The following is a 24072-nucleotide window of genomic DNA, read 5'->3' as shown; positions in this document are numbered from 1 at the left end:
TGTTTTTGCGTTGTTCATTACGGCGATGCTGACCAGCTCCTACAATGAAGACAAAACAAAAGGTCTATAAGCGGGCTGCGGACTGCTTGTAGCAAGCATGCGGTATCGGCCAAGCATTTGGCGGCCATCGCATCTTGATGAAGGAGTAAATGACATAAGTCTGATTTTATGTTTTTCTATTCTTTCCCCCAACAAAAATGAAGCTTCCCGATGAGCATCTTGCTCGACAAGGGAAGCTTCATTTCGTTAGAAAAGCATTCCGCTCCTCTGATTAATGCTGCAGAACTGCCATTTCCTCCATACATTCGCCACATACATAACGTTCCTTGAAATCACGAACTTCAACCATCGAACCGCAAAAAACGCATTTGGGACGGTAACGTTCCAAAATAATATGGTCACCTTGGACGAAAATTTCAACGGGATCGCCCTCGTTCATCAAATAACGTTTACGCAATGATTTTGGAAGTACAATACGTCCGAGTTGATCCACTTTTCTAACTACACCTGCTGGTTTCATCGCTTTCACCTCTTCTGTGTCTGGTTTCGCAAGTCATTTCTGGAAACCTCTGCGTTATAGTCTTTCGTGGGTACTTGGGATTTTCCTTCCTAATTTCATAATTTCTTAATATCCTGCAACTAATCCTTGTTTTTTGGCGAATAAATTCCAAAAAATGATAAATATAGCAGCATATTTATTCAAGCCCTGGAAAATCATTTTGCCTAAGCGCTTCATACACGATAATTGCTGCCGAATTGGATAAATTTAATGAACGCACTTTATCCGTCATCGGCATTCTGATACAAGTTTCCTTATTCGCGTCTATTAGCTCCTGGGGCAAACCCTTTGTTTCTTTTCCGAAAACAAAGAAATCGCCGTCCCGGTAATCAAATTGTGAATACGGCTTGCTTGCTTTTGTGCTTGCATAGAAAAAACGCCCTTGCGGATACGCCGCCAGCACCTCATCAAAGGAATCATGGTACTCGATCTGCACCGAATGCCAGTAATCGAGCCCAGCCCTCTTCAAGGTACGGTCGTCCGTATCGAAGCCGAGCGGTCTAACTAAATGCAAAATTGCACCGGTTGCGGCACATGTACGCGAAATATTTCCTGTGTTTGCCGGAATTTCCGGTTCTACCAATACGATATGAAATGACATAGCTTTCAATCTCACCTCTCATTTTGCCTATTATACACGAATTCGCCGAATATTTTTACACCCACTTTACGTACCGTTAATCTCAAGCATAATTTCCGCCTTCATAATAGGTAACAGAATAGGCGGATACACGTGAAGGAGAGCTGAACCATGCGAAAAAAGATTTTGGTCGTGGATGACGAGCCATCAATTTCGATGTTGATTGAATTTAACTTAAAGTTGGCAGGCTATGATGTACGCTGCGTAGGTGACGGGGAAGCCGTATTTGATATGCTGAAGCCCTTTCGTCCAGACTTGATCGTTCTTGACCTCATGCTGCCAAAAATGGACGGAATCCAAGTTTGCCGCGAACTGCGCAAGCAAAGCAATGCCGTACCGATCGTTATGCTAACCGCGCTTCAGGACGTAACGGACAAAATCGCCGGTCTCGACAACGGGGCCGATGACTATATGACAAAGCCCTTTAGCCCGCAGGAGCTGGTATCCCGCATTCAAGCAATATTCCGACGCGTTCAATCGCTGCCCGGCACCGCGGAAGACACGACTTTCAATATCGGCCGCTTAAAGGTTCAAGTGGAGCAACGCGAGGTTTTCATTGACGGTAAGCCCGTTGAGCTTACGCCAAAAGAATTCGAGCTGCTGCTATTCCTTTGCCGCCACAAAGGGAAGGTGCTCAGCCGCCAGCAGCTGCTACACGGCGTTTGGGATTACCATTTTCTTGGCGACACCCGCATTGTCGACGTTCATATCAGCCATCTGCGCGATAAAATCGAGAAAAATGCCCGTACTCCGGAATATATCATGACTGTGCGCAATGTCGGCTATAAGCTGAACGGACCGCATGTTGCCGAAAGCTCCGTCGCGCAGGCATAGACCCCGTTTAAGCGAAAACCAAAAGCCGCCCTGCCTTCTTCGAAGAAGGAGTGGGCGGCTTTTTATTGTATCCTAGCTCTTACGTCACTTATTGCTTTAGCCGGTACTAGCCGTTACGTTTTTGAAAATCAATCATGAACTGCTGAAGCGCTTGGCAGCTTTCGAGCGGAACGGCATTATACGTTGAAGCTCTCAGGCCGCCAACATCGCGATGTCCCTTCAAGCCAACAAAGCCTTCCTTCTCTGATTCTTTGACGAACAGGCTTTCAAGCTCCTCGTTCTGAATACGGAAAGTAATATTCATGAGTGAACGGCTTTGCGGCTGCGCACAGCCGATATAGAAGCCGCTGCTTTGATCGATAGCGTCATAGATGAGTTTCGTTTTGTCACGGTTGTACTGCTCCAGTTGAGCTACTCCGCCTTTGTCCTTAATCCATTGCAGCACCAGATTGACCATGTAAACCGAGAAAGACGGCGGCGTGTTGTAAAGCGAGCCGCTCTTCGCATGCGTGCTGTAACGGAACATCGACGGGATGGTTTTCGGACTGTTTTCCGCAAGGTCCTTGCGGATAATGACAACCGTAACACCTGATGGGCCTAGATTTTTCTGAGCACCGGCGTAAATGACGCCAAACTTGCTCACATCAATCGGTCTGCTCAAAATATCGCTGGACATATCGGCGATTAAAGGTACATCTCCTGTATCCGGGAACTCTTGGAACTGGGTTCCGCCAATCGTTTCATTCGATGTAAGATGAAGATAAGACGCGTTGCTTGGCACCTCGATCTCCGACAATGCCGGCATACGCATGAATTTATCGGATTCTGTCGAAGCCGCGATCACGGTTTCTCCGACAAGTTTCGCTTCTTTCAGCGCTTTGTCGGCCCATGCGCCTGTCATCACGTAAGCGCCTGGTTTTCCTGGGCTGAGAAGATTAAGCGGCAGCATGGCAAATTGCGTGCTGGCACCGCCTTGCAGCAAAAGCACATCATAATTTTCAGGAACTCCGAACAATTCACGAAGCAAAGCCTGCGATTCGTTATTCACGGCTTCGTACAATTTACTTCGGTGAGACATTTCCATAATGGACATGCCTGCATTTTGATAATCAACAAATTGTTCCTGCGCTTGCTTTAGTACCTCAAGTGGTATTGCGGCTGGTCCTGCATTAAAATTAAATGCTCGTGTCATCTTCGGATACCCACCTCTGTTTCTTTATATATGATATGGTTATGATAGCAATTTTGAAGGGCTGCATCAAGTGTAATCGGCAATTTCAAAAAACAAAAAGTCGAACGTATGACGAAATACTGACAAAAACATTCGGTTTTCATGCATCATTTCTTTAATTTTCATAAAAAAACGGGTCCTAGAAGGACCCGTTTTTTATATTTCTTAACGATCGGATTAGCAATCGTAGTAAAGGCTGAACTCATGCGGATGAATGCGGATTGCAACTGCTTTAGCTTCTGCACGTTTGATTGCTACATAGTTCTCGATGAAGTCTTTGGAGAATACGCCGCCTTCAGTCAAGAAATCGGAATCAGCTTCAAGAGCGTTAAGCGCTTCGTCAAGCGTTCCAGGAACGCTGCGAATTTCTTTTTTCTCTTCTTCCGGCAATTCGTAGATGTTTTTGTCGAAAGGACCATAACCAAGAGCAACCGGATCAAGTTTACGCTTGATGCCGTCCAAACCAGCAAGCAGCATTGCTGCGAAAGCAAGGTAAGGGTTAGCTGTGTTGTCCGGTGTACGGAATTCGATACGACAGCCTTTAGGCGTTACAGCTGCAATCGGAATACGGATTGCTGCGGAACGGTTACCTTTCGAGAATACAAGGTTAACCGGCGCTTCGTAACCAGGTACAAGGCGTTTGAACGAGTTCGTGCTTGGGTTAGTGATTGCGATCAAAGCCGGAGCGTGGTAAAGCACGCCGCCGATGTAGTGCATTGCAAGTTCACTAAGGTTTGCATACGCGCCTTTATCGTAGAACATAGGCTCGTCGCCGTTGAAGATAGAAGTATGAACGTGCATACCGCTACCGTTGTCACCGAAAAGCGGCTTCGGCATGAAAGTAGCCGTTTTGCCGTATTGGCGAGCTGTATTGTGAATGATATATTTGAATTTCATCAGGTTGTCAGCTGTTTTTGTAAGTGTATCGAAACGGAAATTAATTTCCGCTTGACCAGCTGTAGCAACTTCATGGTGATGACGCTCAACGCGAAGACCCGACTCTTGCAATAGGCGAACCATTTCGCTGCGGATATCTTGTTGGGAATCAACTGGAGCTACAGGAACATAGCCGCCTTTTACTGGAATTTTGGCACCTAGGTTGCCGCCTTCTTCTTTGCGGTTCGTATTCCAGCCAGCTTCTTCGGATTCAACCATGTACGAAGAAGAATTCATTGTGCTTTCATAGCGAACTTCGTCGAAGATGAAGAATTCAGGCTCTGGCGCGAAAAATGCTGTCGTACCAATGCCAGTCGTTTGAAGATACTCTTCAGCCTTTTGAGCGATGCTGCGCGGATCGCGGTCATAGCGGTCGCCTTCAGGTGTATGGATATTACACATAACGTTCAGTGTAGGGTGATCAGTGAAAGGGTCGATAAATACGGATTCTGTATCTGGAATCATTACCATATCGGAATTCTCAATACCACGGAAACCGTGGATCGATGAACCGTCAAAAGCTACCCCGTTTACGAAAGTATCAGCATCCACCTCAGCAGCTGGAAGCGTGATGTGGTGTGCATGACCAAGAAGATCTACAAAGCGGAAATCTACAAACATGATGCTGTTTTCTTTAATATTGTCCAAAACATTTTGAACTGACATTAATAATTTCCTCCATTTCCGAACATTAGCGTAGTGTTGAACAGGTATTGTTCAATTATTGCTCCAAATCCATGTCGTTATTATAAAACTAGCTCTCAATCTCCGTCAATAGCTATGTAAGGTATTTTTTAAAGCTATGTAAGCTATACTTACAGGTTTGTACAGTTGTTCACAAATACTCCTTATAAGGCAATTGCAAAACGCTGAAAACCCTGAGAAAACAATGGCTTAGCGGTATTTGAACGAATATCAGTCAGCGGCTTCGCCATGAAATGCTATCCTTGTTTAAAAATAGAAATCTTTAAAATCTGCCGCTTCGAATATTCGGGTTCTCTTCATCCGCTTCATGAACCTTATCCAAAAAACAACGCCTTGCCATCTTGGGATGGCAAAGCGTTGTTTGTTTTTTTATTAGATTTTCCATTCCTTAAATGCTTCTGCCGGCGCTTTTGGCGTATCGAATTGTTTCCCTACGATTGGCGCAAGTTTTTCTAGATCCTTCAAAAGATTAGCGAATTGGTCCGGGAACAACGATTGTACGCCATCGCCTGTCATTGAATTATCCGGATCGGTGTGCATTTCAACAATAAGTCCGTTCGCCCCTGCGGCAACCGATGCTTTGGACATTGGCTCTACCAATTCGCGGCGCCCGGTTCCATGGCTCGGATCCGATATAACCGGCAAATGGCTGAGCGATTGCAGCACCGGAATGGCCGACAAATCAAGCGTATTGCGAGTGTAGGTTTCGAACGTTCGGATTCCGCGCTCGCATAGCATCACATTCGGGTTTCCGCCTGCCAAAATGTATTCTGCCGCATTTAGGAACTCGTCATAAGTTGAGCTGAAACCGCGCTTCAGCAGCACCGGCGTTTGAATGGTACCCAGCTTGCGAAGCAGATCAAAGTTTTGCATGTTGCGAGTACCGACTTGAAGGATATCGGCGTATTCCGCGCAAACATCCACATATTCCGGCGTCATCACCTCGGTGATCGTCAGAAGCCCGTGCTTCTTGCCTGCTTCCGCCATCATTACAAGTCCTTCTACGCCTACGCCTTGGAAGCTGTAAGGCCCTGTACGCGGTTTGAACGCGCCTCCGCGCAATACCTGACCGCCCGCCGCTTTGACCAGGCGTGCGATTTCATCGATTTGCTCCGGTGTTTCAACGGCGCAAGGTCCTCCCATAATAACGAGGTTGCTTCCGCCGATCTTTACGCCTTTGATATCAATGACGGTATCGTCCGGATGAAAGTCGCGGCTTGCAAGCTTGTAGGATTTGGAAATTTTAATAACGTTTTCTACGCCTTTCATTTGACGCAAATGCTCGGCAAGCGTAGGCTCGGCTTTTCCGATGATTCCGATTACCGTACGGTCCGTACCTCTTGAGACATGAGCCTGCACGCCCGCTCTTTCAATATGGACAACGATTTCTGAAATGCGCTCTTCTGCAATGTTTGAATTTGTAATGACGATCATATGGATCACTCCTAATTAGTTTTGTTGGTTTTGTGAATCAAAGTGATTGAGGTATGGATTTGCGCTTTGCACCTGCTGTTCCCATTTCATTTTACCGCTTATACGCTTTATGACTTTTACGCTTCGTAGCTTTTATGCTTTTTAGCTTCTACGCTTTTAATCGCTAAAGTAAATATACAGGAGAACGCCCTTTTCGTCAACCCATAACCTAAAAAAAGAGAGAATGAGCGTACCGTAAGTTTTTACTTACGGTACACTCTTCTTCTCTCCGCGATTCGAATATTCCGTTTAATCTGCTTTCTCTGCGGTAGCGGTTGCCGTGGATTTCACCCGTACGTTAGGAAGCAGCTTATTCATATTAACCGTACGACGGATCTCCCATGTCTCTGGATTATTATGGTCGTACTGCTCCAAGTAGGTAATGACCTCTTTCGTCAACGGTGTCGGCGTGGATGCCCCTGACGTAACGGCTACGCGGTCAACCCCTTTGAGCCATTCCTGTTCAATCTCCGAAACATCGGAAACCCGGTAAGCCTTGACTCCCGCAATTTCTTCGGAAACTTGGGCAAGACGGTTCGAGTTGTTGCTTCTTGGATCGCCTACGACGATGCATAATTGTGCCTCGCCAGCCTGCTCCGCAACCGCTTCCTGGCGTACCTGGGTAGCCATGCAAATTTCATTATGAACCTCGGCCGACGGATAGCGCTCAAGAAGCCGGCTGATGATATGACGAATATCCCACTGCGACATCGTCGTTTGGTTCGTAATAATAATGCGTCCTTCGGGCACGTTAAGAGCTGAAATTTCCTCTTCGCGCTCGATGAGGTGCACCTGCTCCGGCGCAACGCCGATTGCCCCTTCCGGCTCAGGATGCCCCTTCTTGCCAATATAAATGATATGATAGCCATCCGCTGATTTCGCACGGATCAAATCATGTGTTCTCGTTACGTCAGGACAAGTCGCGTCAACGACGGACAGCCCTTTTTCGCGGGCACGCTGGCGTACCTCGGGCGATACGCCGTGCGCGGTAAAAATCACCGTTCCAGTATCGATTTGATCCAGAATATCGAGACGATTGGCACCGTCAAGCGTAATGACGCCTTCCTGCTCGAATGCATCCGTGACATGCGCGTTATGAACGATCATGCCTAATATATAGATGGGCCGCGGCAGCTCTAAGTTTTTGACCGTTTGCAAAGCCAGCACCATCGCATCGACTACGCCGTAGCAATAACCGCGCGGTGATATTCTAACGATTTCCATTCCTTGCACCTGCTTTCTGACCGGATATGCGCCTTAATTATAATTTCTTCATTTCATCCGTTGCTACTATTATAGACGAATGAGACGTGTCAGAAAAGCTTATTGGCAGCCAAATCGTAAACTTGGTTCCCTTGCCTTCGCGAGTCGTCACTTCAACGGAGCCTTGATGTTCGTCAATAATCCATTTGGCAATGGATAAACCGAGTCCCGTCCCGACCGTGACGCCCCTTGATTCGTCCGCCCGATAAAAGCGGTCAAAGATATGCGGAATCTCCTCCGGATTCATGCCGATGCCGGTATCTTCCACGACAAAGCCGATCTGCTGCTCGTTTCTGACTGCGCTAAGCTCAATCGAGCCCTCTGGCGTATACTTGAACGCATTCTCAATAAATATAAACAGCAGCTGCTGCAAATAGTTATGGTTCGCGTTTACGCGTATGCCTTCGAGTGCTGCGAGACTGCCAACCTTCCAATCCGCTGTACGCGGAAGCAATTGCGCACGACGGACAACTTCCTCAGTAAGCGGCAATAAATCAAGCGGCGTTTTCTCCATCGTATATCCTGCGTCAGCCCTTGCTAGCGCAAGCAGGTCATTTACGAGCGTGCTCATGCGTGTCGCTTCCGCGGAAATATCACTCATCGATTCCTTCGACAATTCCCATCGATCCAAGTCGAGCGGCATCCATTCTCCCGTTTCCGTATTCTGGTTCGTCTCACGCACCTTCGTCCACATGCGCTCCAGCAGCTCGATATTGCCTCTAATCGTCGTTAATGGCGTCCGCAGCTCGTGAGACGCATCGGATACGAATCTGCGCTGCGCTTTATAGGCTTCATCCAGCTCGTTATAGGCCATCTCAAGGCGCGCGAGCATAACGTTCAGCGTGCTGACGAGTCTGCCGATCTCATCCTTCGGCCCCATCGCCGGAATGCGGACACTGAGATCAGAGCCGTTTTCTATTTGCTGTGTCGCCTTGATGACTCTCTCGATTGGCCGTAGAGCCTGCCTAGCAATGAACAATCCGACCGTGAATGCAATTAGAACCACAATTAACGATGAAAAAATAAGCGTTGTGCGAACGCCATTCAAAAATTTCTCTTCGTTATAAGGAATTGTGCCAACTTGAAGCAGTCCTACTAATGATCCATCATTTAAAAAAATTGGACGTTGATGTATGATCATGCTGTACTTCTTGTTATTGATCTCAACTTGCTGCTTGACGATGCCCTTCTCCGGATTAGTTGAGGAATCGGCATATGGGATAACAAAGTCCATTTGTCGCATATTATAAGATTGTTTAATTGCACCTTCTTTATAATTTACGATTTGGATATACATGTCTTTTTCTTCAATTCGCGATTGGCGATCCAAATCCAAATCAAGCTGGTCCAAAAAGGTGGTACCGCCTGTGATAACAATATTATGATCTTGGTCCTTAAGCTGTTCTCTTATATCTGAGTAAGTATTCCAATTAATAAATAAATAAATTGTAATGCCAAAAACAAGCAGAGTCACTGCAAGCAAACCTGAATACCAAAGCGTCAGCCGAAGCCTGATCGACATAAATTACCCCGCCTCTCCGCGAAGCACGTAGCCGGTGCCGCGAACCGTCTGAATGAGCCGATTTCTGCCTCCATCCTCAACCTTTTGGCGCAGCATCGCGATATAGACCTCTAGCACGTTCGATTCCCCGCTAAAGTCATAGCCCCAAATTTTCTCCATAATCGCATCGCGCGTAAGCACCCGGCGCGGGTTCTGCATGAATAGAAGCAGCAAATCGTATTCCTTGGAGGTAAGCTCGATCCGGCGTCCGGAGCGGATCGCTTCCCGAGCATCCATGTCCAAAATCAGATCCTCATACAGCAGCTGGTTGCTGGATTGCTCGATCTTATCGGATTTGCGGCGCAGCAATGCGCGCGCTCGGGCCAGCAGCTCTTCGAGCGCAAACGGCTTAACCAAATAGTCATCCGCGCCTAGATCTAAGCCTTTTACCCGGTCGATCACGTCATCCTTCGCCGTCAGCATCATAATCGGTATGGTGCTTCCGCTCTCGCGCACGCGCCGGCATACTTCCCAGCCGTCTACCTGCGGCATCATTACATCCAAAATAAGCAAATCAGGCTCCGCTTTAAGCAGTACTTTGAGCCCTTCCATGCCGTTCGAAGCCGTAGTCACCTCATAACCTTCGAACGCTAAGCTCCTGCGAAGCAAAGATATGATTTTATCATCGTCATCCACTACTACAATATGCTGTCTCATCTGCTGTTCCCCCTCTATTTGCAGCAAAAAACGCAGAGCCTGCTGACACTCTGCGCTTTTTGATTTACATCGCTTGCTAATCCTTATTGTGCGCTTGCTGTATTCTTGTCGCCGATTTCTACCTGCAAATTCATCTCGCTGCCTTTACGAACGATATTCAGCTCTATTTTATCGCCGACCTTCTTCGTTTGTATCGCTGCGATCAGTTCTTGCGTATTCGCATATTTCTTGCCGTCGATACCGACAATTACGTCGAACTGCTGAAGCTCAGCCAGATATGCCGGTGAATTATAGTATACATTACGAACGATAGAACCTTCTACATTATCCATGCCCAACTGCTTCGCTATATCTGCCGTTACATCCTGCAGTTCCGCGCCGATGTAAGGTACAGCCGGCTTCGGAATCGTTTTATTGTTTTTCAAATTATCCAGCACTTCCTGGATCGTGCTCGTCGGAATGGCAAATCCGATTCCCTGCGCTTGCGAACTGACTGCCGTATTAATGCCGACAACTTCGCCATTTACGTTAAGCAGCGGACCGCCCGAGTTACCTGGATTAATGGAGGCATCCGTTTGCAGCAAGTGCTCGTATTTGCGCTCGCCCTGCGTATCTTGAATATCGATTGGGCGTTCCTTCGCGCTAAGTACGCCGACCGTTACCGTATGGTCAAAGCCATAGGGATTGCCGATCGCCACTACCCAGTCGCCGATATTAATATTGTCGGAGTTGCCAAGCGGAAGCGTCGGGAATGCTTTGTCCCCGGTAACCTTAAGTACAGCAAGGTCTAATTCATAGCTCGAACCGAGCAGTTCGGCCGTAAAAGGCTTTTCATAGCCCTGCACAATCACCTTGATTTGATCCGATTCGCCTACGACATGCTGATTCGTCAGAATATAACCTGTGGATTCAAAGAAAAAGCCCGTACCGATGCCTGATTGCTGCATTTGGCCTTCCTCGTTCTCCGTGCCTGTCTCCGGCTCCGTAGTTCCAGGATAGTCATCGCCAAAAAACTGGCGGAAAAACGAATCATCAAGCATGCTTCCGCTGTTGCTGCGCTTGGCAGTGTTTACGAACGTTTCGATTTTTACGACCGCCGGACTAGCCGTTTCAAACAATTGCGCAATATTATCCGGTCTTGCTGCTACCATTGCAGCCGATCCGGTTGTTCCAGCCGACGAAGCTGAACCCGAGCTTGGGCTATTTGACTGCGTATTTGTCGCAAGCGCCTGTTCCTTCGTAAACCAGTTGTTTAAATCTGCCGTATACATTAAAGACCCTACTAAGATAACGCCCGCTAGAAAAGAAGCGAACACGGCTTTAAACGATGTCCGGCGCTTTTCTCTTACCTGCCATGGCCCTTTAGCGGACTGCGGCGACGGGTTGAACGGCCGAATTTGCGATTGCACCGGCGGTTGCGGCCGCACTTGTTCAGGCTCCGCATAACCCTCTAGCTGACGATCGGGCTGCTGCGCATGTGAGGCCTCGGATTGCGCGTTTTGCGCAGTACCGTATGGCTGGTCTTGAATCAGCTTAGGCTTTTCCGATTGATAGCCTTGGTTGGAAGAACCATCGCCTTCCTGGGGGTTAGCCTTAAATGGTCCATACGAATAGTAGTAAGAGGGCTTAGCCGGTTGTTCCTGCGATTCATTGGAAGCTTCTGGATTGGTATTTATCCTGTTTTCGCTGTTTTCTGCACCGCCTTGTTCCTCATCGTTTTTGCGAAAAAAATCATCGAATCCCTTTTTGTTTTGATCATCCATGTACTTTCTCCTCCTTGAATCTTATTGCATCATGCCTCTCATTGGTACTCTTAACCACGAAGCATGTTAATTGATATAGTTCTATCATGCACATTCTACCTTAAAACAAACTTAAAAGGAATTTAAACAGAAATAAAAAAAACGCTCCAAATTGATTTTGGTAACGTTTTTTTTGTTGCAGCGCCGTATTAAAATTCAATGGGGAAAAAGCTGCTCCACGTCATGAAGAGCTTCCTTTGCCTGATCAATCCACTTTGGCTCTACATGCGCATCGGGATCAGCCGGGGCTTGAAATTGGTCGAACAGCGCGCCTGCTACGCGGACGGACGCTTCCGGATCATTCCCCTCCCGGTATAGATGCTTCAGCACATACGGTGTGCCGAGCTTTATCTTGGCTTCATTGTCGGTTTCGCTAACATCGATATTACCGGCCACGACCTCAAACGGAATGCGAAGCCATACCTTATGCCCTTCATCGAGAGAACGGTCAAAGGATCCCCGGTCATACTCCCAATTGCCGCCAAGCGTGAATCGCTGCGTCTCCAGCAGCTCCTTCGTCTCCAAAAAATGTTGCTCCCGCGACTCCAGCACGGACGAAATGGGTATCATGCAAGCTGCTCCTTTACACTAGCATATTTCGTATCTCTTTTTGCTAGTAGGTAGTATGCCCGCCCCATTCTTCCTTTATGTGCGATTCGCCCAGCCTTTGCGGTGAGCAAGCACAGCTAGCTGCGTCCGGTCGTCAAGCTCGCATTTCATCAGTAAATTACTCACATGCGTCTTCACTGTCTTGATGCTGATGTGGAGCTCTTCCGCAATTTCTTTATTCGACTGGCCGTCCGCAATCAGCAGAAGCACTTCCTTTTCGCGCTCCGTTAAGCCTTCGTCGCCTGTTTGCGCCGTCCGCTGTCTCAAACCCCTTGTCAGAGCTTGCGATACATCGGAAGTCATGACCGGCATCCCTTTATAAGCCCCGCTAATTGCATAAATAAGCTCCTCCGCGGATACCGTTTTAAGCACATAGCTGACGGCTCCGGCCTCTATCGCACCGTATACCTTGTCATCCTCAAGGAAGCTCGTAAGCATGACGATTTTCATATCAGGAAATTTCGAGATAATGGCCCTCGTTGCTTCGATACCGTCCATACCGGGCATCATGAGATCCATCAGAATAATTTGGGGACGCTTCTCCTCCGGGCTCGCAGATAACAGGTCGATAGCTACCTGCCCGTTGCCCGCCTCTGCAATTACATGAAATTTCGGCTCCAGCATCAGATAAGTCCGGAGTCCCGTTCTAACCATGTCATGGTCATCCACAATCATAATTTTTATAAGTTCAGATCCACTCACGATTCATGCTCTCCCTTCAACATTTTAGGCATCGTTACCTTAACTCGTGTACCGCCTCCGGGCTTGCTCCAAATTTCTGCTGCTCCGCCCAGCTTCTGTGCCCGCTCCTGCATCGTCGAAAGGCCATAAGATCCTCTCTTCACCTCATCAGGCTTAAAGCCAACCCCATCATCCTGCAAAATCATGATTACTTGCCGTTCCGTATCCGCCAGCGTCAAGGTGCACCCGTTTGCTCCCGCATGCTTCACGATATTAGCCATCGCTTCTTGGGCAATCAAGAAAAGCTGATGTTCCTTAGCTTCCGACAATCGCTCCTTTAAACGCCATTCCAGCTCGCCTTGCAGTTTATTTTGGTTGCAATAGTCCGGAAACCACTTATCGAGTGCTTCGTATAAGGTTCTGCCTTCAAGTTCCATCGGCCTAAGCTGAGCGATGAAATTCCTCATTTGTTTTTGAGCAAGATTAGACATATTCACAAGCTGCTCCAATACGGAATCCGCCCGTTCGCGGTCAACTAGCTGCAGCTTCGGAAGCGAAGAGGCGCACATATGAATCGCAAAAAGCTGCTGGCTTACCGTATCATGCAAATCCCGGGCAAGACGCTTGCGCTCCTCAAGCACGGCCGCTTCATTGGAGGCCGACTCCGTCATGACATACTCTTCGCCGCGCATTTGCAGCCACTTCAACTTTTCTTCCATTTGCTCCGCCAGCTCATTGAATTCGCGGTATACCTCAATAAACGAATTATGGCCGCCCTCCGTAATCCGTATGCCGTAATTGCCGTTGGCCGCTTGCTTCAACGACAAATGCAGCGTGTCGATGCGGCGCCCGATTCGCTGTGCTGCCCAGTAACCGAAAGCCGCGCTCACAAGCAGGAAGACGGAGGCGGCGCCTAGGCGCACTTCCGTCTTTCCCATTTCATCCGCAAGACCTATCCAAGTTACCGCCCCGAGCACGAGAGATACCACCGAAGCAATGACGAACATCCCAATGAGCTCCCATTTGCCGCTCCTCAAAAAACGTACCATCATGCGAAATCACCCAACCTTCGTGACACGCACATCGCCGATAAACGTGCTGACGATCAGCTTAATTTTTTTGTCCGTCTCGATGTACGAAGGCGATTGAATATTAATATTCGTAAACAAACCGCCCTCTTTTTGCCCTAATATCTTCACGTCGCCGATAAAAGCGCTTGATACGACCTGAACGCCTACTTCGTAGTCATTAGGCACATACACTTTTACATCGCCTATAAAGGAAGAAATATGAATTTTGGTTTCGCCCTGCGCTACCTGCGCTTTTGTTAAATCGAGCACCGTGTCACCAATGAAATGGGAAATATTGAGCGGTTTCAAATCCCAATAATCATGGCCAATGTGAATATCGCCAATAAAGCCCGAGCGCGTCTGCACGTTGGAGTCGCCATGGTTCCACCACTCCACATGCTCCTTATGGTTTCGTTTCCATTCCTGCGCATTTTTTTTGATTTCGGATTTGTGATGGTTCTTCCATTCCTTGAACTCTTTTTTACTGTGGGAATAATCCTGATGCCGACCTTGTCCGGCGTCTTCTTGCTTTAATTCCCGGTCTGGCGTTGGAATGGCAATTTTTGTAGGATCCGGATGCAGCGGAGGCGCCGGCGGAACCGAGTCTTCGTCCGGATAAGGACGGTACGGCTTCCAATCATCCGCCGGTGGAGTTTGGCGCTTCGATTTCGGCCTCCAAATCAAATTAATTCCGACTAAAATTACGGCCACTGGCCAAATATAAGGAACAATGTCACCGATGGACCAAGCGAACAGCTCTAAATTGCGACCCAGAAACACGCATCCGATTAACAGGACAACGGCTCCCCACCAGCTTGAGCCTGAGCCATGAGTCCGGGAGGATAACAGACCTCGAATACCGACTATGATAAGGATCACTGGCCAATACGTTGAAAAAAGATCTCCAAAATCAAAGGTCACGTGACCTGTTTGCCTAAGCAAAAACAATACGCCAACTGCAATGATGACTAATCCGGTGAATAACCGGTTTGCGAAATTCCCGTTCAAGCGGCCCCAGCTCCTTACGTTCCATCGTGGTTTGATAATTTTTGATAATCTTAGTATAACGGACCGCAATCCATAGAAAAAGGGACGACCGATTGAAATCGCTATCCGTCTCTAGACTGAGCTTTTGTTGATTCTATCCAATTCAAACCTAACATGCGTTATAAAACATCACCTAGAACGTTGACATTGCTCACTTCTTCTATTTATAATGATGAACGGATTAGGAGAATAGAGACAGCTATGCACGACATTAGGAACGGAGATGAAGCAATGGACGTTATCGAACTGTCAAAAGGACTGGATACGATCTGGGTCGTTTTGACAGCAGCCATGATCTTGCTCATGGAAGGCGGATTCGCTTTGCTTGAGGCGGGATTTGTCAGGCAGAAGAATGCCGTCAGCATTATCATGAAGGTGTTTGTCGACATCGCTTTCGGCGCACTCGTATTTTACTTTTTTGGATTCGCTCTCATGTACGGACAGGATGCTGGCGGTTTAATCGGCACAACCGGCTTCCTCATTAGCGGAGACCTGTCGCACATTGAATTAAATATTACTCATGAAACCTATTGGTTATTTCAATGCGCGTTTGTCATCGCGGTTATTTCTATCGTTTCCGGAGCGGTAGCAGAACGAATTAATTTTAGAGCCTATATTTTGTTAGCGATTGCTATGACCGGTTTCATCTACCCGCTAGCCGGACACTGGGTCTGGTCGGGCAGCGGCTTTCTGGGCAAGCTTGGCATGATCGATTTTGCCGGGTCAGCCGTCATTCATGCTCTAGGCGGTTTTTCAGCGCTGGCGGCCGCCATCTTTATTGGCCCGCGAATCGGAAAATTCAGCGCAGACGGCAAAGTAAACATTGTACCGCCATCTAATCTTCCGCTTGCGTCCGTTGGCGCTTTTATCCTTTGGTTCGGCTGGTTCGGCTTCAATGCGGGCAGCACGCTCAGCGCAACAAACGGTTCCATCGGCCACATTGCGATTACAACGATGCTTTCCGCCGCAGCAGGCGGAGCAACTTGCATCTTGTTTACAATGTTCCGCTACAAGAAGGCTGATCCGCCGATGGTAATCAACGGCTCGCTGGCCGGTCTTGTCGGTATAACGGCCGGCTGCGCTTTCGTTTCCGATATCGCCGCCATCGGTATCGGAGCCGTATCGGGAATTGCGATGGTGCTCGTTACCGAATGGCTGGAGAGCAAACAGGTTGACGATCCCGTCGGCGCCTTTGCCGTTCACGGCGTCAGCGGCAGCATCGGCACCCTTGCGGTCGGCTTGTTCGCAATGCCGGAATTAACTGAGGGCGTAGGCAAAGGATATTACGGACTGCTTTACGGAGGCGGCTGGAACCTGCTTGGCGTTCAGGCGCTCGGATTAGTCATCGTATCGGTATGGGGATTTCTATTGACATGGGGAGCGCTTTGGCTTATTCGCAAGATTATGCCAGTACGAGTCTCCAAGGATGAAGAGCTTATTGGACTTGATGTCGGCATCCACGGCGTTCCTGCTTACAGCCAGGAGCATGACTTCCTCGACGTTGACCAGTTAAAAAGCAGCAAATAAACCAAAAGAACCGTCTATGCCTCAGGGGCTTAGACGGTTCTTCTTTATATGCATGATTCGCTCTGTTATTCGTTCATCTCATTGGCGAGTTCGTAAGACACGGTAACAATATCCGTCGGAGCAGATACGTTCTTGATGGAACGGGCACTTTCAATTTCCAAACGAAGCGCGCGAACCTTTTCCATCGGTTTTCTTACAAAATGAATATATTCAACAGCCAGGTGGTGATCAGGTTTCTTACCCGTGAGCATTCTTCTGAGTGTAGACATCGATTGATAAGCGCGGTCTTCCATCATCCTTCTTTTCTCATAACGCTCAACCATTTGTTCAATTTCGGCTATTTCCTGCTCTTTCTTAGCAACGTAGGCATCAATAAAAGGAAAAACCTCGCCCGCTTTACGATGATGGGCAGCAATTACAAAGCCTGAATGAATAATTGGATCTGTCATGAGAATTCACCTATCTTGTCATGTTATTATTTCTTACATAAATAATAATACAACAAATTAAAGCCATTGAAAACTATTTTTTACGAGATGGAAATATCTGCGCCAATAACCCCGACCACTTTGCCATGCGCTTCAAGAATTGGAACTGAAACCGTCAAGCAGAGCTGTTTCGTTATCGCCGATACGTAAACTTCCGACTGGAAAACTTGCCCTGCAATTGCCCGTTTCCACCATTCCCTACCTTTTGCATTCAGCAAACCGGCTTCCGGCAAAGAAAATATAAAAGAACCATCCAATCGATTAGACCAAATCGCTTCGATCTCCGTCTTCGTTCGCAGCAACGAGGTCAGCTTGGTTTCATGCTCTGCTCTATCCAAAGCCGTTAATCGCGGATCTGCAGCGGTTGTTCGCAGCCATTCTTGTATGGCCGCGACGTTCACCTTTACCTCCTGGTCAGCCCTGCGGATGCCTACTTGCTCAACGGCCAGCGACAAATCCGAGGATGATCGCTTGAGGTTACGGCTGATGCGGTTCATGTTTCCGATTTGCTCGCGCTGCAGCTGATTCATTTGAAGCGTGCTGTCCACGCTTTGCAGCGTTTCATTGACCGAATGAACGACATCCTTGAGCATCAGCGTTGAATCTGCCATATGACCGGTTTGCTGTTTGCTGGCCGCGCTCGTCTGTTCAACCAGCTCGTCCACCTCTACGATTCTCGAGAAAATCACATCCATGCGCTCGCGGTTAACAGCCATTTCCGTTACTCCGCGTTCAACGGACAGCTTTTCCAAATCAACCGCATTCACTACCCGTTTTACCCCATGCTCGATTTGCTCTACGATCGCGGTAGAACGTTTAACAGCTTCTCCGCTTTGCTCTGCAAGCTTCTTGATTTGCTGGGCTACGACCGAAAAGCCCCTGCCATATTCCCCGGCATGCGCAGCTTCAATGGAGGCATTAAGCGCAAGCAAAGACGTTTGAGAGACAATTTCTTGTATAAATTGATTAATTTCATTTATATGGGAGGTTTGCTCGATCAGCTGACTGATATGCTCATCCATTGAACGGTTATTTTTGCTGAGCTCATTCATGACCTCATCCGTATTCGTCAGCGAACGGCAGACATCGAGAACGACTTCCTTCGTCTCTTTGCTCTTTGCGTTCAAATGAGAGGAAGCCCCGCTAATTTGTTCGGCAGCGGAGGCTACCTCCTGCAGCGCGGAGAACGCTTCCTCGATTCGGTTCATGGCAAGCGTGCTGATTGATCTACCTCGTCTACCGCGGCGTTTAATTGGTCAGAAATAACGACGGACTCGTTTAACAAGCGTGTCATTCGAGCACGCTCCTCCATGCTTTGCGCTTCAGCTGACTGAACTTTAGGATTGCGTGAAAACCACCTGGTTGCGGTACTCATGTCAGGTATTAAGCCCCTCTCGCTTGCTGATACAAAATTTCCCTAAATTATATATCAGCATAGGGCAAAAGAAAAGAGGAACCGCTGGGGTTCCTCTTCATTTCACGTCATTGCATGGCAAAAAATATTACTTCTCAGCTTTTTGTTGAGCTGTGTTTGCCGCTTGTTTGCCGGCAGCGTTATTTTGGTTAAACTCTTCGGCGAATTCTGCATTGTATTGATTGTTTTGGGCTTTATTGTTTTTGTTTTTAGCCATTGTAATCACCTCCCCGTTCAAAGATAGTATGGCAAATTCGCCGTTTATTATACGATCTTTTTACGACTCTAAATACGTCTGCGGGATAGGCTTTCCGGCTTCGATTGCCAGATTTATTTTATTAAGCCAGGCTTGCGAGAGCTTCCCTGTTCCGATCCGAAGTACCTCTACATGTACCGTGCGCTTGCCCCACTGCTCGTAAACCTGCTTGATCGTTTCAAAATACAAGTCGATACGTTTTCCTTTTATAGCCGATCCCGTATCCGCCACTACGCCATATCCGTAGCCGGGAATATACAGCAGCGTTCCGATCGGGAAAAGCTTCGTGTCCGCAGCGATGGTCGAGACTTGATCCCTGCGCACTTTCACGCCGGAATACGTTATGCCGTACAGCGGGTGTCCCGGACGTTTTCCCGTCGACTCCACGCCTGCAGTATAGCCTGTAGCGATAACCTCAACCGTATCGGGCTTTTCCTTTTTGGAAGCTGCCGTCTTTCCTGATTTCGCCAAACTAGCGCTCTTACCCGCTACATCGTTTGGCTTTGGCGATGAGGCTTCGGCTTGCGCCGAGCATCTCGTAATATTTAAACCGATCACGATGACTGCGATGAGCAGCAACGCGGTAAGACCTTTTCTGATATAAAAAAAGCTTGTGACCATCTGGGTTACTTCCTCCTCAGAAGAATAATGCCCCAATGGTCCAAGCTTTATGCGTTATTTCTTATTGTTCTTTGTCCGCGATCTGCTTCTGAAGCTGCGAAATCAGCTCCGCGACAGGGATCGCACCCAGGTCGCCTTCGCCGCGCTTGCGCACGGATACGGCTTCCGCCTGCATCTCGTTCTCGCCGACGACGAGCATGTACGGCGCCTTCTCCAGCTGTGCCTCGCGAATTTTGTAGCCCAGCTTCTCATTGCGGAGATCGCTTTCCACGCGGATTCCGCTTTCCTGCAGCTGTTCGGCTACTTTGCGGGCGTAACCCTCATAGGCTGTCGATACCGGAATCACTTTCGCTTGTACTGGCGAGAGCCACAGCGGCAGCGCGCCTGCGAAGTTTTCAAGCAGGAACGCAGTCATTCTTTCCATTGTGCTGATAATGCCGCGGTGGATAACGACTGGACGATGCTTCTTGCCATCCTCGCCGACATATTCAAGTTCAAAACGCTCAGGCAGCAAGAAATCGAGCTGTGCAGTAGACAGCGTCTCTTCTTTGCCTAACGCCGTTTTAATTTGAACGTCAAGCTTAGGTCCGTAGAAAGCCGCTTCGCCCTCTGCCTCGAAGAAAGGCAGCTCCAACTCCTCTACAACCTCGCGAAGCATCCGCTGCGACATTTCCCACATCTCGTCATTTTGGAAATACTTCTCCGTATCCTTAGGATCGCGGTAGGATAGGCGAAAACGGTATTCTTTGATGCCGAAATCCTCGTACACTTTGCGAATCAAGTTAACTACACGAGCGAATTCTTCCTTGATTTGGTCCGGACGGCAGAAGATATGGGCATCATTCAGCGTCATCGCACGTACGCGGTGCAAGCCGGTCAGAGCGCCCGACATCTCATAGCGGTGCATCGTTCCAAGCTCAGCAATCCTTACAGGCAGGTCACGGTAGCTGCGCATATCGCTTTTGAACACCATCATGTGGTGAGGGCAGTTCATTGGGCGAAGCACCAGTTCTTCGTTATCCATGATCATTTTCGGGAACATATCCTCGCTGTAATGCTCCCAGTGTCCAGAGGTTTTGTAAAGTTCTACGTTCGCAAGCACTGGCGTATAAACATGCTCGTAACCTAATCTTTCCTCTAGATCAACAATGTAGCGCTCCATCGTTCTGCGCAGCTTCGCGCCGTTCGGCAGCCAAAGCGGCAGGCCTTGACCTACCTCGCGCGAGAACGTGAACATTTTTAGCTCGCGTCCCAGTTTGCGGTGATCGCGTTTCTTCGCTTCTTCAAGGAAGTGCAGATGCTCGTCAAGCTGCGCTTTCTTAGGGAAAGCCGTTCCGTAGATCCGCTGCAGCATTTTGTTTTTGGAATCCCCGCGCCAATATGCACCAGCCACGCTTAGCAGCTTAAAGGCTTTGATGCGGCCTGTAGACGGCAAATGGGGTCCGCGGCACAAGTCAAAAAACTCGCCTTGATCATACATCGTAATAACCGAGTCAGCAGGAAGATCGCGAATAAGCTCCAGCTTCAAATGATCATCCAGTTCGGTAAAAATCGCCAGCGCTTCGTCTCTGCTGACAATGCGGCGACGGATATCAAGATTTTGCTGTGCGATTTTTTCCATTTCCTTCTCGATCTTTACAAGATCCTCCGGCGTCAAGGATTGCTCCATATCGATATCATAATAGAAGCCGTCCTCAATGACTGGACCGATTCCGAGCTTCACATTGGCATTTCCATATATGCGCTTGATCGCCTGCGCGAGCAAGTGAGCTGTACTGTGGCGATATACTTCTAGGCCGTCAGCCGATTCCACGGTTACGATCTCGATTGCCGAGTCAGCCTCGATAGGCGTATAAACGTCAACAACCTTGCCGTCTATTTTTCCTGCAATTGCATTTTTGCGTAATCCCGGGCTGATAGAGCCCGCAACTTCTTCAATCGTCGTGCCGGCAGCATATTCCCTAACTGCGCCGTCCGGCAATGTGATTTGAATGGCCATTATTGTTCATCCTCCAATTTGTAAGCAAGCGAATCGCCGCATTCCGTTTCCACAAGCAAAAAAGAACACAAAAAAAGCACGCATCCCTAAAAAGGGACGAGTGCTTGTGTGCTCGTGGTTCCACCCTACTTCGACTGCGCCAGCTTCTGTGAAGCAAGCTCTGCAGTCCTCGTATTATCTGGTAACGGAGATTTCCGGTACAGCATACTGCCGTGGCATATCTCAAAGAATGAGCGCCGCAGGTTGGGCTATACAGCTTCAAAGGGGTATATCTGCAGACATTACGGAAGGAAATTACAGCCGAGTTTCCTCTCTCTGGACCAAATATCACAAGCAGACACATGTCTTTGTCATTGCTGATTTCAACGTATATGTGTGTCATTATAGCTTGACTTTCCCGTTTGGTCAAGGGTATAACGATACCCGGCCATTCCTCTACGGCTGAACGAGCTCATCCAAGCTGCTGCTGCAGGATACGCATTGCACGCAAATCGTTACCCGCTGGTCAAAAATCGTTTCAATCGTGCGGATAACCTGCATATCAGGCTGCCTGGTGTGGATCGTGATATGTTTTGGAGATACGGCAATCAATGAACTGATTACCATATCCTCAATATTCATCTCCGTTTCAAGCATTTCCGCTACGATCCGGTCCGATGGAGGATTGGGGTCAAGCGGCTGAAAGCCGTTGTCGTAAAGCATGAAATCATGTCCGCCTTTATGCAGCAAATGCACCATAGGCAGCTTCGTGTCCTGCAGAAACACGAAATATTTTAACAGGGAAATAAACTCCTGGTATTGTTTATCTAACACATATTCGTCCAAGGCGTATTCAACCACCTCGGCTAACTCCTTGCGGTAAGGCTCCAACCTGAAGGCGGTAAAACCCTTCACGTTCAGCTGGGTGTTTTCTTGCAGAAATAGTTCAACTTCGGCCGCCACTTTATTTTTGCGCCGTAACCGGTCTGCATCCAGGAATTTGGTACCAAGTCCATCCCACTCCTTGCCGTGAAGCAAATCATGGCAATACTTTTCGATCGCGGCGGCATCCGCCGCATGATTGTTGCGATACTTTTTGCGAATAATCGCAGCCAGCATACCCGGCTCCAATTCGCTGACAACAAATTCGGCAACCGCTAACGCTGCAGCATGATAAACGGTTTGACTATGGGTCTTTAGCTGAAAATGTGGCAATATAGCCTGACACCGAACTTCAAGTTCGGATATTTGTAAAAACTCGATGACTTCAGGTTGATCCGTTGTCGAGCCGATATGTAAATCGACGAGCGTTTGTTCCTTCAATAGATCCATTAATTTATTTGCTGACTTTTGGAGACTTGCAGGTAACGATACCGTGAATAGCTCCATAAGCTCACCCCTTTCCTTCCTTATCAGTATATGGTGCCGCGTACGGGGATATACGATGAAGACATTGGAATGTAAGGGAAGCATGCAAACAAAAAAACGTTTGTCCAATGCTCCGTCCGGTAAAGGGGGAACATTAAACAAACGTCGAGTTTTCTATTCATTTTGCCTGAAGCGAGCTTAGTTTTGCATTACAAAATCAAGATCAGCTTTATCCGCTTCGTTATAAATTTTCAAAATATTATATTTCGTATCCCGCTGGGCTGGAATTTTGCCAACCTCGCGAATGAGTTCAAGAATAAGTTCGATATTCACTTTATGCGTAGTTCCGGCTGCCGAAACGACATTTTCTTCAATCATCGTGCTTCCGAAGTCATTGCAGCCGTAGGAGAGAGAAAGCTTACCCATCTCTGGTCCCATCGTTACCCATGACGATTGGAAATTCGGTATGTTATCGAGCATGATGCGGCTTGCCGCAACGATCCGCAGATACTCTTCCGGCTTAGCTTTCTCGAGCTTAAGATTCGTATTGTCAGGCTGGAATGGCCAAGAAATAAACGCCAAGAATCCAGTGGAATCATATTTGTTCGCGATACATTCATCTTGCGCGTCTCGAATGCGGAGCATATGCAGCGCACGCTCTTCAACCGTTTCGCCAAGTCCATACACCATTGTAGCCGTTGTGTTCATCCCATGGCGGTGAGCGGACTTCATGACATCCATCCAGTCCGTCCATGAGCCTTTCATCCGGCTGATCTTGCGGCGGGTGCGGTCATCCAATATTTCAGCTCCGCCGCCCGGCAAGGAATCAAGGCCGGCTTCATGCAGCTGCCGTATGACTTCATCCAGCGAAAGGCCGTCTGAAACGACCTTCATCTTCTGAATTTCCGCAGGAGAGAAGGAATGCATCGTAATATCCGGAAAATGCTGTTTGATTTTGCGCAGCAGGTCCAAATAATACGTAAACGGCAAATTCGGATTCGTTCCGCCTTGCATTAGAATTTCCGTACCGCCAACATTGACGGTCTCTTGAATTTTGTTCAATATGGTCTCATCCGGCAGGACGTATCCTTCCTTTGAGCCCGGCGCGCGATAAAAGGCGCAAAAGCGGCAATAAACATCGCATACGTTCGTATAATTCACATTCCGGCCAACGACAAAGGTCGTGATTGGCTCTGGATGATGTCTCAGCATGATCTGATTGGCTACATGCCCCATTTTCTCAATCTGATCTGAAGCAAGCAGCTCCATGCCTTCTTCGAGCGCAATTCGCTCGCCGCGCAATGCTTTATCCAAAATATGGTCTAACGTTCCCATTCCGCAAGACCTCCTTA

General features: G+C 48.2%; 22 protein-coding genes. 2 read left to right on the top strand and 20 right to left on the bottom strand.

Annotated elements, in window-relative coordinates:
- Positions 1-271: 271 nt before the first annotated feature.
- Both MRBLPE1_RS16660 and trmL read right to left on the bottom strand, forming a co-directional pair.
- Positions 272-520, bottom strand: coding sequence for an AbrB/MazE/SpoVT family DNA-binding domain-containing protein (locus MRBLPE1_RS16660; RefSeq protein WP_364147154.1), 249 nt, complete (start codon positions 518-520; stop codon positions 272-274).
- A 175-nt stretch (positions 521-695) separates the two neighbouring features.
- The gene (gene trmL, locus MRBLPE1_RS16655; RefSeq protein ID WP_364147151.1) at positions 696-1160 is read right to left on the bottom strand and encodes a tRNA (uridine(34)/cytosine(34)/5-carboxymethylaminomethyluridine(34)-2'-O)-methyltransferase TrmL; all 465 of its coding nucleotides are present in this window, start codon (positions 1158-1160) and stop codon (positions 696-698) included.
- Positions 1161-1310: 150 nt separating this feature from the next.
- On the opposite strand from trmL, the gene MRBLPE1_RS16650 reads away from it, so the two are divergent.
- Positions 1311-2033 (top strand): response regulator transcription factor, encoded by a 723-nt coding sequence (locus MRBLPE1_RS16650; RefSeq protein ID WP_364147148.1) that lies wholly within the window; start codon positions 1311-1313, stop codon positions 2031-2033.
- A 106-nt stretch (positions 2034-2139) separates the two neighbouring features.
- Here the strand turns inward: MRBLPE1_RS16650 and serC are convergent, their stop codons facing one another.
- The 11 genes from serC to liaF form a co-directional block, all read right to left on the bottom strand.
- Positions 2140-3225: a 3-phosphoserine/phosphohydroxythreonine transaminase gene (gene serC / locus MRBLPE1_RS16645; protein WP_364147145.1), complete on the bottom strand. Its 1086-nt coding sequence runs from the start codon at positions 3223-3225 to the stop codon at positions 2140-2142.
- A gap of 216 nt (positions 3226-3441) precedes the next feature.
- Positions 3442-4866, bottom strand: a complete 1425-nt coding sequence (gene glnA, locus MRBLPE1_RS16640) for a type I glutamate--ammonia ligase (protein WP_364147143.1) — start codon at positions 4864-4866, stop codon at positions 3442-3444.
- A 411-nt stretch (positions 4867-5277) separates the two neighbouring features.
- Entirely contained in the window at positions 5278-6339 is a 1062-nt protein-coding gene (gene aroF, locus MRBLPE1_RS16635) for a 3-deoxy-7-phosphoheptulonate synthase (RefSeq protein WP_364147140.1), read from the bottom strand.
- A 288-nt stretch (positions 6340-6627) separates the two neighbouring features.
- Positions 6628-7602 carry a 4-hydroxy-3-methylbut-2-enyl diphosphate reductase gene (locus tag MRBLPE1_RS16630; protein ID WP_364147137.1) on the bottom strand — a complete coding sequence of 325 codons (975 nt, stop codon included), beginning with the start codon at positions 7600-7602 and terminating at the stop codon, positions 6628-6630.
- A gap of 37 nt (positions 7603-7639) precedes the next feature.
- Positions 7640-9163, bottom strand: coding sequence for a sensor histidine kinase (locus MRBLPE1_RS16625; RefSeq protein WP_364147134.1), 1524 nt, complete (start codon positions 9161-9163; stop codon positions 7640-7642).
- A gap of 3 nt (positions 9164-9166) precedes the next feature.
- Positions 9167-9859, bottom strand: a complete 693-nt coding sequence (locus MRBLPE1_RS16620; RefSeq protein WP_364147131.1) for a response regulator transcription factor — start codon at positions 9857-9859, stop codon at positions 9167-9169.
- Positions 9860-9942: 83 nt separating this feature from the next.
- Entirely contained in the window at positions 9943-11622 is a 1680-nt protein-coding gene (locus MRBLPE1_RS16615) for a S1C family serine protease (RefSeq protein WP_364147128.1), read from the bottom strand.
- A gap of 195 nt (positions 11623-11817) precedes the next feature.
- Positions 11818-12231, bottom strand: a complete 414-nt coding sequence (locus MRBLPE1_RS16610) for a YugN family protein (RefSeq protein WP_364147125.1) — start codon at positions 12229-12231, stop codon at positions 11818-11820.
- Between the two features lie 75 nt (positions 12232-12306).
- Positions 12307-12945 carry a response regulator gene (locus tag MRBLPE1_RS16605; RefSeq protein WP_414698891.1) on the bottom strand — a complete coding sequence of 213 codons (639 nt, stop codon included), beginning with the start codon at positions 12943-12945 and terminating at the stop codon, positions 12307-12309.
- A gap of 23 nt (positions 12946-12968) precedes the next feature.
- A complete protein-coding gene (locus MRBLPE1_RS16600; protein ID WP_364147120.1) occupies positions 12969-14003 on the bottom strand; it encodes a sensor histidine kinase in 1035 nt (344 codons plus the stop codon).
- Between the two features lie 6 nt (positions 14004-14009).
- Entirely contained in the window at positions 14010-15029 is a 1020-nt protein-coding gene (gene liaF, locus MRBLPE1_RS16595) for a cell wall-active antibiotics response protein LiaF (protein ID WP_364147117.1), read from the bottom strand.
- Between the two features lie 270 nt (positions 15030-15299).
- Here liaF and MRBLPE1_RS16590 point away from each other — a divergent pair, with 270 nt between their 5' ends.
- Positions 15300-16595, top strand: a complete 1296-nt coding sequence (locus MRBLPE1_RS16590; RefSeq protein ID WP_364147114.1) for an ammonium transporter — start codon at positions 15300-15302, stop codon at positions 16593-16595.
- A gap of 65 nt (positions 16596-16660) precedes the next feature.
- On the opposite strand, the gene MRBLPE1_RS16585 is transcribed toward MRBLPE1_RS16590, so the two are convergent.
- The 7 genes from MRBLPE1_RS16585 to mqnC form a co-directional block, all read right to left on the bottom strand.
- A complete protein-coding gene (locus MRBLPE1_RS16585) occupies positions 16661-17044 on the bottom strand; it encodes a hypothetical protein (protein ID WP_364147112.1) in 384 nt (127 codons plus the stop codon).
- Positions 17045-17124: 80 nt separating this feature from the next.
- Positions 17125-18291: a methyl-accepting chemotaxis protein gene (locus MRBLPE1_RS16580; RefSeq protein WP_364147109.1), complete on the bottom strand. Its 1167-nt coding sequence runs from the start codon at positions 18289-18291 to the stop codon at positions 17125-17127.
- Between the two features lie 294 nt (positions 18292-18585).
- Complete coding sequence (locus tag MRBLPE1_RS16575; RefSeq protein ID WP_255314595.1) at positions 18586-18714, bottom strand: hypothetical protein; 129 nt, start codon at positions 18712-18714, stop codon at positions 18586-18588.
- 60 nt (positions 18715-18774) lie between these two features.
- A complete protein-coding gene (locus MRBLPE1_RS16570) occupies positions 18775-19374 on the bottom strand; it encodes a 3D domain-containing protein (protein WP_364147106.1) in 600 nt (199 codons plus the stop codon).
- 61 nt (positions 19375-19435) lie between these two features.
- The gene (gene thrS, locus MRBLPE1_RS16565; RefSeq protein ID WP_364147103.1) at positions 19436-21373 is read right to left on the bottom strand and encodes a threonine--tRNA ligase; all 1938 of its coding nucleotides are present in this window, start codon (positions 21371-21373) and stop codon (positions 19436-19438) included.
- A 435-nt stretch (positions 21374-21808) separates the two neighbouring features.
- The gene (locus tag MRBLPE1_RS16560) at positions 21809-22741 is read right to left on the bottom strand and encodes a putative sporulation protein YtxC (protein WP_364147100.1); all 933 of its coding nucleotides are present in this window, start codon (positions 22739-22741) and stop codon (positions 21809-21811) included.
- Positions 22742-22918: 177 nt separating this feature from the next.
- Positions 22919-24055, bottom strand: coding sequence for a cyclic dehypoxanthinyl futalosine synthase (gene mqnC / locus MRBLPE1_RS16555; protein WP_364147097.1), 1137 nt, complete (start codon positions 24053-24055; stop codon positions 22919-22921).
- Between the last annotated feature and the right edge of the window lie 17 nt (positions 24056-24072).

This window comes from Paenibacillus sp. LPE1-1-1.1 (assembly GCF_040676435.1).
In the GTDB taxonomy this organism is placed as follows: Bacteria; Bacillota; Bacilli; order Paenibacillales; family Paenibacillaceae; genus Pristimantibacillus.
Note: the sequence above shows the minus strand (reverse complement) of the source record. Positions and strands in the feature narration are given on the sequence as shown.

Bases quoted from the DNA above. Each gene is read 5' to 3' on its own strand.
- MRBLPE1_RS16660 (WP_364147154.1), bottom strand. From the start codon at position 520: ATGAAACCAGCAGGTGTAGTTAGAAAAGTGGATCAACTCGGACGTATT.
- trmL (WP_364147151.1), bottom strand. From the start codon at position 1,160: ATGTCATTTCATATCGTATTGGTAGAACCGGAAATTCCGGCAAACACA.
- MRBLPE1_RS16650 (WP_364147148.1), top strand. From the start codon at position 1,311: ATGCGAAAAAAGATTTTGGTCGTGGATGACGAGCCATCAATTTCGATG.
- serC (WP_364147145.1), bottom strand. From the start codon at position 3,225: ATGACACGAGCATTTAATTTTAATGCAGGACCAGCCGCAATACCACTT.
- glnA (WP_364147143.1), bottom strand. From the start codon at position 4,866: ATGTCAGTTCAAAATGTTTTGGACAATATTAAAGAAAACAGCATCATG.
- aroF (WP_364147140.1), bottom strand. From the start codon at position 6,339: ATGATCGTCATTACAAATTCAAACATTGCAGAAGAGCGCATTTCAGAA.
- MRBLPE1_RS16630 (WP_364147137.1), bottom strand. From the start codon at position 7,602: ATGGAAATCGTTAGAATATCACCGCGCGGTTATTGCTACGGCGTAGTC.
- MRBLPE1_RS16625 (WP_364147134.1), bottom strand. From the start codon at position 9,163: ATGTCGATCAGGCTTCGGCTGACGCTTTGGTATTCAGGTTTGCTTGCA.
- MRBLPE1_RS16620 (WP_364147131.1), bottom strand. From the start codon at position 9,859: ATGAGACAGCATATTGTAGTAGTGGATGACGATGATAAAATCATATCT.
- MRBLPE1_RS16615 (WP_364147128.1), bottom strand. From the start codon at position 11,622: ATGGATGATCAAAACAAAAAGGGATTCGATGATTTTTTTCGCAAAAAC.
- MRBLPE1_RS16610 (WP_364147125.1), bottom strand. From the start codon at position 12,231: ATGATACCCATTTCGTCCGTGCTGGAGTCGCGGGAGCAACATTTTTTG.
- MRBLPE1_RS16605 (WP_414698891.1), bottom strand. From the start codon at position 12,945: ATGATTGTGGATGACCATGACATGGTTAGAACGGGACTCCGGACTTAT.
- MRBLPE1_RS16600 (WP_364147120.1), bottom strand. From the start codon at position 14,003: ATGATGGTACGTTTTTTGAGGAGCGGCAAATGGGAGCTCATTGGGATG.
- MRBLPE1_RS16590 (WP_364147114.1), top strand. From the start codon at position 15,300: ATGGACGTTATCGAACTGTCAAAAGGACTGGATACGATCTGGGTCGTT.
- MRBLPE1_RS16585 (WP_364147112.1), bottom strand. From the start codon at position 17,044: ATGACAGATCCAATTATTCATTCAGGCTTTGTAATTGCTGCCCATCAT.
- MRBLPE1_RS16580 (WP_364147109.1), bottom strand. From the start codon at position 18,291: ATGAACCGAATCGAGGAAGCGTTCTCCGCGCTGCAGGAGGTAGCCTCC.
- MRBLPE1_RS16575 (WP_255314595.1), bottom strand. From the start codon at position 18,714: ATGGCTAAAAACAAAAACAATAAAGCCCAAAACAATCAATACAATGCA.
- MRBLPE1_RS16570 (WP_364147106.1), bottom strand. From the start codon at position 19,374: ATGGTCACAAGCTTTTTTTATATCAGAAAAGGTCTTACCGCGTTGCTG.
- thrS (WP_364147103.1), bottom strand. From the start codon at position 21,373: ATGGCCATTCAAATCACATTGCCGGACGGCGCAGTTAGGGAATATGCT.
- MRBLPE1_RS16560 (WP_364147100.1), bottom strand. From the start codon at position 22,741: ATGGAGCTATTCACGGTATCGTTACCTGCAAGTCTCCAAAAGTCAGCA.
- mqnC (WP_364147097.1), bottom strand. From the start codon at position 24,055: ATGGGAACGTTAGACCATATTTTGGATAAAGCATTGCGCGGCGAGCGA.